This window comes from Rathayibacter sp. AC182, assembly GCF_979253875.1.
The window spans coordinates 96,107-105,937 of the sequence record NZ_CEEDEK010000003.1 but is presented as its reverse complement, the minus strand read 5'-3'; the positions used below and the strand labels follow the sequence as shown (position 1 = coordinate 105,937).

Sequence of the window (9,831 nt, the reverse complement as noted above, 5' to 3'; positions counted from 1 at the left end):
CCGGCTCGGCCATCCGCCAGCACCCTCAGAACGGCCGTGGGGACTCCTGGAAGCGTGGCGAGCGCGCGGTGGTGGCGAGCTCGGGGATGAGGGCGGGTGGTCTCGTGGTGATGCGGCGTCCGGTGGGGGTGGTCCAGTCGGCGGTGCCGTCGGGGTGGAGGACGTAGGTCCAGCGGTCGCCGTGGCGGACGTGGTGGTGGGCGATGCAGAGCGAGGCGAGGTTCTCGAGGGCGGTCTCTCCGCCATGGCGCCACTCGATCGTGTGATCCGCCTCCGTCCGGGCCGCGACGCGGGTGCAGCCGGGGAAGCGGCAGGTCTGATCCCGCAGCTGCAGCGCGAGGCGCATCTGCGGCGGAGGCACCCGGTGCGTGCGCCAGACCGACACCACCGCCCCGGTCTGCGGATCGGTCAGGACCCGGGTGAACGACGCGGCGACCCCGACCAGCTCGCGGGCGGCTCCGGCAGGGACCAGGCCGTAGCCGTCGAGCACCGCGGGCGCGTCGTCGAGTCCGGCAGCGGTGCTCGCGGCCAGGGTCAGCCGCACCTCGGCGCGCACCCCGGCACGAACGTCGAGTCCGCCGGTCCGGCGCCGGGAGCGGTGCCCGCGACGTCCCCGTCGCACAGCAGATCAGCGAGGGCGTCCGCGCGCAGCTGCGACAGCGTGCGCCCGTCCCCGTCCGCCCGCCCGCTCTCCGCGCTCTCGCGCAGGCAGCGGGCGATGCGATCGAGCCGCGCGAACGCCCCGCCGCCACCGGAGCCGGCAGCAGCGCGCACAGCATCGCCATGCCGTCCACCTCCGGCACCACCCACACCGCGCGATCCTCCCGAGCACGCGCATGCCGCACCGTCAGAGGCTCCGCATGCAGTTCGTCCCGCAGTCGCGCGACCCGACGCCGCAACTGCGTGGGCGTCAGCTCGACGGCCAGCGGCGCGACCGCGCATCGAACACCGCCCGCGACTCCGGAGGCAGCGTCGCTGCGACCGCGCAGATCACCTGACCCGCCTCCCACCACACCTGCGCCGACTCGAGGAGCGCCCGCATGCACGCCAGATCCTCCACCAGCAGCTGCGCGTGCAGCAGCTCCCGCGACACCACCCGCTCCGACACCCCCAGCGCGACCGCCAGCTCGGCCCGGACCGACCGCTCCACCAGATCATCCGACTCGCTCCGCGACAACCCCCGCGCGAACGCCTCCGGACACCTCACCGCCACCCGATGCCCCTCATGCAGCTCCTCCGCCGCCGCCAGCAGCACCGGCGCCACCGAACGCACCAGCCGATCCGCCCGATCACCGCGCCCGCGCACCTCCGCGAGCCCCGACTCCGACCCCGACGACTGTTCTCGCTCGTCGCTCTCGAACCCGCTCGCCACACCCGCCACCTCCTCTGATCGCTCCCCCGCCCCACGAGGAGTGAACCAGCGACCACTGACATTCCCTCACCTCCGCCGAACCCGGCGATCGTCCGCTGTCGAGCACCGGACCGGACTTGCCGAACCGCCCCTCGGAGCGCACAGTGGAGGGATGGTCGAGGGCTACTCCGCCGCGCAGGTGCGGGCCGCAGAGGCGCCGCACCTCGCCCGGCGCGAACCGCTGATGCAGCGGGCTGCGGACGGTCTGGCGCGCGAGATCCGCGCACTGCTCGCCGGGCGACGCGACCGGCGCGGGCCCGGAACGGTTCTCGTGCTGGTGGGGCCGGGGAACAACGGCGGAGACGCCCTCTACGCGGCCGCCGAGGTGGCGTCCTCCGGAGTCGACGTGCTGCTGGTGCTCACCGCGGACCGCTGGCACCAGCGCGGCCTCGCGGTCGCGCTCGACGAGGGCTGCGACCGCGTGCAGGCCGACGATGTGCGCGCTCTGCTGGCGGCGGTCGCGAAGGCGGACGTCGTCGTCGACGGGATCCTCGGCATCGGCACCCGCCACCCCGCTCTGACGGGACGGCCGCGCGAGATCGTCGCGACGGTGATCGATGCGCTCACCGACCGCGAGCACCCGCCCGTCGTCGTCGCGGTCGATCTGCCCAGCGGCGTCGGACCGGACGACGGCGGCGTGCCCGATCCGGTCGTCCTGCGCGCTGACGTGACCGTCACCTTCGGGGCGATCAAGGCGGGGCTCCTGCTGCCGCCCGGTGATGCGTTCGCCGGGCGCATCCGCCTGGTCGACATCGGCCTGCGACCCGATCTCGAAGGGGTCGAGCCGCTCGTCCGGGAGTGAGGCTCAGCCCCCGCGGGTGAGCAGGTGCGCCTTCTCGGGGTGCTCGTCGAACCACTGGCCGACGTACCAGCAGAGCGGCACCACCCGGCGATCGCCGGAGGACTCGATGTCCGCCACCGCGAACGCCACGAGTTCCCCGGCGTGGCCCCGGCCGCGGAACGGCGGCGAGGTGAAGGAGCGCACGAGCGACACCGCCTTCTCGTTCTCGCGGTAGTCGAGGACGCCGACGAGGGCGCCGTCCTGGTGCAGCTCGTAGCGGGAGGCGTCGTCCGCTCGACGGAATTCCTGGGCCATGCCCTCAGCGTAGGACGAGGGCGGGCGCCGCGGGCGAGGTGTCCGGAAGACCCCGATCAGGACTCGTCGTCGAGGAGGTCGCCGTCGACGTAGTACCAGCGCCCGTCCTCGCGGACGAACCGGCTGCGCTCGTGCACGAGGCCGACGCCCTCGGACGAGCGGTAGGACGCGCGGAACTCGACGAGCCCGTCGACGGCGCCCTCCTCTCCGCGAGCCGTGTCGACGATCTGCAGACGGCGCCAACGGACGCCGTCGTCGAGGTCGATGCGCGCGGGCCGGGTCGACGGGTGCCAGCTCGCGAGCAGGTACGGAGCACTGCCGAGCACGTTCGCGCTGTAGCGGCTGCGCATCAGGCGCTCGGCGGTGGGCGACGGGGTCTCGCCGAGGTGGGCGGGGCGGCAGCAGTCGGCGTAGTGGCGGCGGCTTCCGCACGGGCAGGCGTCGGCGGGGTGCATCCGGACAGTGTCGCAGGTGAGCGAGCAGGCCGCTCAGGTGTGCATCCCTCCACATCCGCTCCCCCGGCTTGAGACGCACGGCGGTTCTCGGAATCGTGGCCGTCTCATCGACCACGGACGGAAAGGAACGACCGATGCTCACGCTCACCGACAACGCCAGCACCGTCGTCAAGACCATCACGGGACAGACCGAGACCCCTGTCGAGGGAGGCCTGCGCATCAGCGGGAACGACCTCGACGCCCAGAACTTCGCGGTCGCGGTCGCGGCCGCTCCGGAGACCACCGACGCGGTGGTGGAGCAGGACGGCGCCCGCGTCTTCCTCGACGTCGCCGCCTCGGTCGCCCTCGGCGACAAGGTGCTCGACGCGCAGGTCGACGACAGCGGCACCGTCAGCTTCGGGCTCGCCGCGCAGGGCTGAGTCCGCTGAACCGTCGAGAGGCCGCCTCCCCGCTCCAGCGGGAGGCGGCCTCTCGTGTTCCTGCGGCCAGCGTCAGGACAGGATGTCGCGGGTCGTGAATCGGCCGGCCGCCAGGGCGCCGAAGACGGCGACGTACGCGAGCTGCAGGAGCGCGTTCTCGCCGAACGAGCTCCACGCGATCGGGTCGCGCAGCAGGTCGGCGAAGTCGAACCACCGGTCGGTGAAGAGGAACGGATGCAGCGCGTCGAGCTGCGAGAGGGAGCCGACGATCTGCGCCGCGATCGACACGACCACGGTGGCGGCCATGGCGCCGACGGGCACGTCGGTCAGCGTCGAGACGAACAGGCCGATCGCGGCGAGTCCGACGAGCGAGAGGGCCACGTAGACGGCGATCGCCAGCGCGCGTGCGACGGCGTCGGCCAGCGGCACCGTGCTGCCGGACAGCAGCGTCACCGGCCCGACGGGGAACAGCGCGAAGCCGATCAGGATGCCGACCACCATCACCGTGAGGGCGGCGGCGAGGCAGAAGGCGAGCGAGGCCGCGAACTTGACCGCGAGCAGGCGGAGCCGCCCGACCGGGGTGACGAGGAGGTAGCGGAGCGTCCCGAGCGACGCCTCGCCCGCGATCGCGTCGCCGGCGACCACTCCGACGGTCAACGGCAGGAAGAGCGGCACGGCGACGGTGACGGCCGCGAACCCGGTGAACAGGCCGTTGCCGCCGATCGCTCCGACGAAGGACGGGCCACCGCCCTCGCCCGACAGCCGGACGGCCACGGCGAGCAGCAAGGGATCGCCGCGAGGGCCGCCAGGAGCGCCCACGTGCGGCGGCGGCGGAACAGCAGCGCGAGCTCCGAGAGCAGGAGCCCGCCCGCTCCCCCGCGGGAGCGGCGCACGGCGATCGCGGGGTCAGCGCTCGACATCGAATCCCTCCCCGGTCAGCTCGACGAATCGCTCCTCGAGCGAGGGGCGGCGCACGGCGAAGCCGCGCACGCGCACGTCGTCCGCGACCAGCGCGGCGACGACGGACTCGGCGGCGAGTCCCGGAGGCATCGCGGCGAGGACGACGGGCGGGTCGGAGGGATGGCCTCCGGGCGCGGTCGAGGCACCAGCCCCAGCTGCGCGAGGCTCCGCTGCGCCCGCTCGGGATCGGGGGTGACGAGCTCGATCGCAGCGGCGTCCCCGCGGAGCTCGTCGAGCCCTCCCTGAGCCACGAGGCGTCCCGTCCGCATCACGGCGGCGTGGGTGCAGAGCTGCTCGATCTCGGCGAGGAGGTGGCTGGAGACCAGCACGGTCGTGCCGTCGGCGTTGAGGCTGCGCACGAGCGACCGCACCTCGCGGGTGCCCTGCGGGTCGAGGCCGTTGGTGGGCTCGTCGAGCACGATGAGATCCCGCGGGGAGAGGAGGGCGACGGCGATGCCGAGCCGCTGCTTCATGCCGAGCGAGTAGGAGCCGACCTTCTTGCGGGCGGCGGCGCCCAGCCCGACGCGGGCGAGCGCCTCGTCGACGCGCGCCCGGCGGGTGCGCGACGAGGTGCCGGCCTCGGCGGCGTCGAAGCGACGCAGGTTGGCCGCACCCGAGAGGAACGGGTAGAAGCCGGGCCCCTCGACCAGGGCGCCGACCCGCGGGAGCACATCGGCCGAGCGCCGGGGCATGCTCTCGCCGAGGACGGTGATGCTCCCCTCCGTCGGTGCGGCGAGGGCCAGGAGCATCCGGATGGTCGTGGTCTTGCCGGAGCCGTTGGGCCCGAGGAAGCCGAACACGGCCCCGCGCGGAACCGCCAGGTCGAGACCCGAGACGGCCTCCTGACGCCCGAAGCGCTTGGTGAGGCCGCGGGTCTCGACCGCGAGGTCGGCCGCGGTCACCGACCGGCCGCGTCGACCAGGACGTCGACGGGGACCGCTCCGGCGAGGACGCGGCCGTCGTCGGTCAGCAGCACCGAGACGAGGGCCGACTCGAGGGCGCGGCCCCCGGTGACGGGGGTGGTCACGGCGTCGAGGGCGCCGAGCGCTCCGGTGCCGCCGGCGGGCAGCTCGACGACGGTCGCCCAGCCGCTACCGGTCGTGACGACCTGGGATCCGTCGGCCCCGGGCTCCTGGGGCTCGACGGCACCGGGCTCGACCGCGCCGGGCTCGGGCGCCTCGTGCACGGGCGCGGCCTTCTCGGTGACCTCGGCACCGGCGGGCGGGGTGAACGACAGCATCGCCGCGTCGGGAGCGTCGAAGTCGATGCTCGAGTACGCGACGCTGAACGCGGGGGCCGTGCCTCCGCGGGCCGTGACGGCGACGCCGAGCGGGAGCCCGGTTTCTCCGTCGATCGAGACCGTCACGGAGCCGACGAGGGTCGTGCCGTCGCGCGGCGTGAGGACCAGCTCGTAGGCGTCCCGCCCGGCGACCTCGACGTCGGAGCCGACGGCGACGGTCGTCGTGGGATCGATGCTCGCGAGGAGCTGCTCGGCGACGCTCGAGGGCGTCGGCACCTCGGTCGGCGGGACGGCCTCGGGGGCCGTGCCGTCCGACTCCGGGGGCAGGAAGTGGGTGGCGGTGTTCTCGGCGGAGTCGTAGACCCAGACGCCCTCGCCCTTCGTCGCGACGACGTCGCGCTCGGCGAGGCGGTCGAGGACCTGGAGCCGGGCGCCGCGGTCGGCGTCGACGAAGACCCGCGCCTCGTGCGAGCCGGTGGCGAGCTCCATCAGGGCGTCGACTGCGGAGGCCTCGGAGTCGGGCGCTCCGCCCGCGGCCGACCCGAGCGCGGACAGATCGGGCAGCCCGAGGTCGGAGGTCTGCTCGATGTCGCCGGAGAACGCGGTGACGTCGTTCTCGGCGACGAAGCTCAGCAGCTCGGAGGCGGACTTCTCGGGGAGGTCCCCGGCGGCGCTCGCGGAGAGGGGCAGGGCGACGGCCGCGGCGACGACGACCAGGGGGACGGCCGCAGCGGGCGCCCAGCGCTTCCAAGTGGTGCTCATACCCCGGGAGGTACGCGCCGAACCACGGAGCCTGCTGCGAGTCGCGGGACGTCAAGGCGACCCGCTCGGCCGAGACGACGACGTTGTCGACGTAGTGGCCGTAGGAGTCGTCGAAGACGCCGCCGCAGGTGATCAGGCGCAGCTGGGCGGTCGGCTGCGGGCCGTAGACGTCCTCCGTCGGGAAGTCCTCCTTGGGCACCGTCACGGAGCCCGTGACCGCGAAGGTGCGCGTGCTGCCGTCGGAGAGCACGACGTCCACCGTGTCGCCCGGGACGAGGGAGGCGAGGTCGAGGAAGACCCCGGGGCCGATGCGGGAGTCGACGTGACCCGCGATCACCGCGGGCCCGATGTCGCCGGGGACCACTCCGTCGCGGTACCAGCCGGCCTCGTCGACCGCGACCGGGGGCTGGATCCAGCCCGTGCCGTCCCTGGTCAGCGACTCGAGGGTGGAGTCGACCCCGAGCGCGGGGACGACCACGCGCACGGGGACGACCGAGGAGCGGGCCGGTGCGGCGGCGGAGACGGGGTCCTGCAGCGCTCCGGCGGCACCGGGTCCGGGCGTCGCGGGCGCGGTCGGCGACGGCGCAGTGCTCGAGGCGACCGGGGAGCTCCCTCGGGCGCGCCCGCCCCCGGGGCGCCCGAGCAGCCGGCGAGGAGCAGGAGCGCCGCGACGAGGCCTGCGGCGTGCGCGGCGACGCGCATCAGCTCGTCCGGCCGCCGAGACGGGTGCGACGCGCGAGCAGGGCGACCGCTCCCGCGATCAGGCCGAGGACGGAGACGACGCCGAGCAGTCCGGGGACCGCCGGACCCTGCGCGGAGGAGACGTGCACGGCGGTCGCTCCGCCACCGGTCTGGATGCCGCCGACGGGGAGATCGCCCACCGCGGCGGAGTCGAGGACCGGGGAGACGACCAGTCCCGAGCTCGCGTCGTCGAGGACGAAGAGGACGCCACGGAACCGGGAGCCAGGTCGAGGTCGGCGGTCGCCGAGACGCTGCCGGCGGAGAGGTCCAGGCTCCAGGGGCCCGCGGGCACGCTCGTGTACGGGGTGGCGGTCCCCTGCGCGGCGTCGGTGGCCAGAGCGGTGCCGGTGGTGGTGGCGACGTCGACCTGCGAGGCCGTCGTGGAGGCCTGGATCACCCGCACGCGGGCCTGCCCGTCGGCCGGGGGCGTCAGATCATCGGTGAAGACGGTGGTGCGCAGTACGGCGTTCCGGCCCAGAGCGGCGACGGTGAGCGGAGTGCCCGCTGACACGTCGACGGACTGCTCGATGACGGGCGACGTGCCCTCGGGTGCGTCGGAGGGCACCATCGAGACGACGTAGGTGCCGGGCTGCAGGGTCCAGTAGGGCGAAACCGCTCCGTACGCGACGTCGTCGAGCTCGAACGCGGCGCCGCCGCCCGCCAGCGACGTCAGGGTCACGTCGACCGACTTCGTGTCGGGCGAGAGGTGCGCGACCCGCACCCATCCGGTCCCCTGCTCCGCGGCCGAGGCGGGGGCCGCTCCGAGGAGCGTCGCGGCGGACACCGCGGCGACGGCGATCGCGGCCCAGGAGCGGCGGCGGGAGGAGGGGGCGAACGGGTGCATGAGAGGTCCTTCGGGTGAGGTGGTGCCTTACGGCGCGCCCGGGAGCAGCCCGGTCGGCTCGTCGAGGTCGAGGGTGACGAGCAGGCCCTGGGGGGTCGACTCGACGGAGGTGGGGACGAACTCCCCCGATTGGCTGCCGAGCCACGTCGTGGCCTCGGCGGTGGCGGTGGGGTCCGCGGGCACGCCGGCCCCGTTGTAGCCGGACAGGACCAGGAGGTGGCGCACTCCGTCGGTCTCGTTCGGTCCGACGGGGAAGTCGGCGACCGAGAGCGGCGCGGAGGCGAGCTGCTGACCCAGCAGCAGGAGCAGGCGGGCGTCGACCCGGCCCTGCTCGAGCAGAGCGCGCGCGGCGGGAGTCGTGGTGAGCGCCGGATTCGCGGCGAGCTGCCCTCCGGCCGACGCGCGAGCGGCGGTGAGGACGGCGGCTGCGGCGGCGGCCTGGTCGATCCCCTCGTCGAGCACCCGGCGCACCTCCACGGCGGACCCGCCGCTGCCGAAGGCGGCGACCGCCTCGGAGTTGGCCAGCGCGGTCTCGGCCTCGCCGGACGCGCTCGCCCGAGCGCGGGCGTCGCGAGGACGTAGTCCGCCGCGCGCCAGGCCGAGTCCGGCGCGGCGGCCGTGAGGGTCGACTCCGAGACGACGGTGTCGCCCGGGAAGCCGGCGTCGGTGACGTCGGTGACGAGGGCGTCCTCGACGAGGAGCACGGAGTCGGGGTCGAGCGAGGAGGCGACCCACGCGACGGCCGCCTCCGTGGTGCCGGGTGCCGCGGCGACGGGCTCCGCCGCGTCGTCCCCGCCCTGCGTGAGCAGGGGGACGGCGACGAGGGCTCCGCCGAGGACGAGGACGGCGGCGCCGATCCCGGCGCCGATCACGAGGGCGCGGCGACGGCCGCGCGAGGACGGCGACGGCTGGGCATCGACGGGCGCGCCGTACCACTGGTGCGCCGAAGCGGCGACGGGCGGGGGCGGTGCGTCGGCGGAGGGACGGAGGTCCTCGTCGGGCTCCGTCAGCGGGGCGGTGGGCGGCTCGGGCGAGACGGCGGGCTCGGGGCGGACGGGCTCCGGGAAGACGGACGGAGGCGACGGACGGTGCGGCACGGGCACCGGCGCGACGAACGGCGCCGGGGCGGCCGGCGGCTCGGGCGCGACGAGGGGCTCGGGCTCGACGAAGCGCGCCGGCTCCGGCTCGGGGGCAACGGGGACCTCGGGCTCCGGCTCGGGCGCGACGAGAGGCTCCGACTCCGGCTCGATGACGGGCTCCGGATCAGGAGCGGGTTCGGGCGCCACGACGGGCATCGGCTCCGGCTCCGGCGTGAGCTCGGGCTCGGGCTCCGGCTCGGCGACGGGCTCCGGCACGACGACCGGCGCCGGCGCGACGACGGGCTCCGCGGGTGCCGTCGGCTGCGGGGCCGCGCCGGCTCCGAACGCTCCCCGACGACGACCCTCCGCGGGGACGAAGGACGCCACGGCCGGGTGCGGGAACTCGACGTGGTCGGTGTCGAGCTCGCAGACCTCTCCGATGACCGGCGCGACGGCCCCTCCGCCTGCGGCGAGCGCCGGAGCGAGCAGCGCCGGGGCGACGACGGCGTGGTCGACCTCGTGCACGGTCGGCGCCTCGTCCGGCTCCGGTCGCGTGGGATCGACCTCGAGGACGGGCACCGGCACCTCGGAGCGGGCGGGCACGTCGCGGGGCGTCCGCTCCTGCTTGAAGGCGGCGGCGCGGGGTCGGGAGAGGTCGGGGACGAAGTCGGCGACCGCCGGGTTCGGGAACTCGATCGCGTCGGCGTCGAGCTCGCACGTCTCGCCGAGAACGGGCGCGGCTACCTCGAACACGGGGAGTTCGCGGGGCTGCTCGGGCTGCGGGGCGGGCGGCCGGGGCGGCACGGCGCTCCCGTGAGCAGTGG

General features: G+C 75.1%; 12 protein-coding genes and 3 pseudogenes. 3 read left to right on the top strand and 12 right to left on the bottom strand.

The features are described from left to right. Window positions 1–25: 25 nt before the first annotated feature. The 3 genes from AC0CII_RS03390 to AC0CII_RS03380 form a co-directional block, all read right to left on the bottom strand. Window positions 26–556: an HNH endonuclease signature motif containing protein gene (locus AC0CII_RS03390; protein ID WP_465228679.1), complete on the bottom strand. Its 531-nt coding sequence runs from the start codon at window positions 554–556 to the stop codon at window positions 26–28. Beyond that, window positions 535–810 (bottom strand): hypothetical protein, encoded by a 276-nt coding sequence (locus AC0CII_RS03385; protein WP_465228678.1) that lies wholly within the window; start codon window positions 808–810, stop codon window positions 535–537. The genes AC0CII_RS03390 and AC0CII_RS03385 overlap by 22 nt, the downstream gene beginning before the upstream one ends. Window positions 811–910: 100 nt before the next feature. Then, a complete protein-coding gene (locus AC0CII_RS03380) occupies window positions 911–1,264 on the bottom strand; it encodes a hypothetical protein (protein WP_465228677.1) in 354 nt (117 codons plus the stop codon). Window positions 1,265–1,523: 259 nt separating this feature from the next. Between AC0CII_RS03380 and AC0CII_RS03375 the strand changes: the two genes are divergently transcribed. Continuing rightward, the gene (locus AC0CII_RS03375) at window positions 1,524–2,213 is read left to right on the top strand and encodes an NAD(P)H-hydrate epimerase (protein ID WP_465225996.1); all 690 of its coding nucleotides are present in this window, start codon (window positions 1,524–1,526) and stop codon (window positions 2,211–2,213) included. Between the two features lie 3 nt (window positions 2,214–2,216). On the opposite strand, the gene AC0CII_RS03370 is transcribed toward AC0CII_RS03375, so the two are convergent. Beyond that, the gene (locus AC0CII_RS03370; protein ID WP_465225997.1) at window positions 2,217–2,507 is read right to left on the bottom strand and encodes a GNAT family N-acetyltransferase; all 291 of its coding nucleotides are present in this window, start codon (window positions 2,505–2,507) and stop codon (window positions 2,217–2,219) included. A gap of 56 nt (window positions 2,508–2,563) precedes the next feature. After that, window positions 2,564–2,962, bottom strand: a complete 399-nt coding sequence (locus tag AC0CII_RS03365; RefSeq protein ID WP_465225998.1) for a YchJ family protein — start codon at window positions 2,960–2,962, stop codon at window positions 2,564–2,566. A gap of 134 nt (window positions 2,963–3,096) precedes the next feature. Here AC0CII_RS03365 and AC0CII_RS03360 point away from each other — a divergent pair, with 134 nt between their 5' ends. Continuing rightward, window positions 3,097–3,381 carry a hypothetical protein gene (locus AC0CII_RS03360; RefSeq protein WP_207406373.1) on the top strand — a complete coding sequence of 95 codons (285 nt, stop codon included), beginning with the start codon at window positions 3,097–3,099 and terminating at the stop codon, window positions 3,379–3,381. A 72-nt stretch (window positions 3,382–3,453) separates the two neighbouring features. Here the strand turns inward: AC0CII_RS03360 and AC0CII_RS03355 are convergent. The 7 genes and pseudogenes from AC0CII_RS03355 to AC0CII_RS03325 all read right to left on the bottom strand — a co-directional run bounded on the left by AC0CII_RS03355 (window position 3,454) and on the right by AC0CII_RS03325 (window position 8,663). Further along, window positions 3,454–4,301 (bottom strand): annotated as a pseudogene (locus tag AC0CII_RS03355) (ABC transporter permease). Then, window positions 4,288–5,243 (bottom strand): annotated as a pseudogene (locus AC0CII_RS03350) (ABC transporter ATP-binding protein). Before AC0CII_RS03350 ends, AC0CII_RS03355 begins: the two co-directional pseudogenes overlap by 14 nt. Next, window positions 5,240–6,343 (bottom strand): LolA family protein, encoded by a 1,104-nt coding sequence (locus AC0CII_RS03345; protein ID WP_465226001.1) that lies wholly within the window; start codon window positions 6,341–6,343, stop codon window positions 5,240–5,242. Before AC0CII_RS03345 ends, AC0CII_RS03350 begins: the two are co-directional and overlap by 4 nt. A gap of 118 nt (window positions 6,344–6,461) precedes the next feature. Further along, window positions 6,462–6,821 (bottom strand): annotated as a pseudogene (locus AC0CII_RS03340) (sortase domain-containing protein); the annotation flags it as partial. Then, window positions 6,776–7,045, bottom strand: a complete 270-nt coding sequence (locus tag AC0CII_RS03335) for a hypothetical protein (protein ID WP_465229098.1) — start codon at window positions 7,043–7,045, stop codon at window positions 6,776–6,778. The pseudogene AC0CII_RS03340 and the gene AC0CII_RS03335, both read right to left, overlap by 46 nt. Before the next feature lie 58 nt (window positions 7,046–7,103). Then, complete coding sequence (locus AC0CII_RS03330; RefSeq protein WP_465228676.1) at window positions 7,104–7,928, bottom strand: DUF4397 domain-containing protein; 825 nt, start codon at window positions 7,926–7,928, stop codon at window positions 7,104–7,106. Window positions 7,929–7,955: 27 nt separating this feature from the next. Then, window positions 7,956–8,663: a hypothetical protein gene (locus tag AC0CII_RS03325; protein WP_465228675.1), complete on the bottom strand. Its 708-nt coding sequence runs from the start codon at window positions 8,661–8,663 to the stop codon at window positions 7,956–7,958. A gap of 66 nt (window positions 8,664–8,729) precedes the next feature. Here AC0CII_RS03325 and AC0CII_RS03320 point away from each other — a divergent pair, with 66 nt between their 5' ends. After that, complete coding sequence (locus tag AC0CII_RS03320; RefSeq protein ID WP_465228674.1) at window positions 8,730–9,824, top strand: hypothetical protein; 1,095 nt, start codon at window positions 8,730–8,732, stop codon at window positions 9,822–9,824. The last annotated feature ends 7 nt before the right edge of the window (window positions 9,825–9,831 follow it).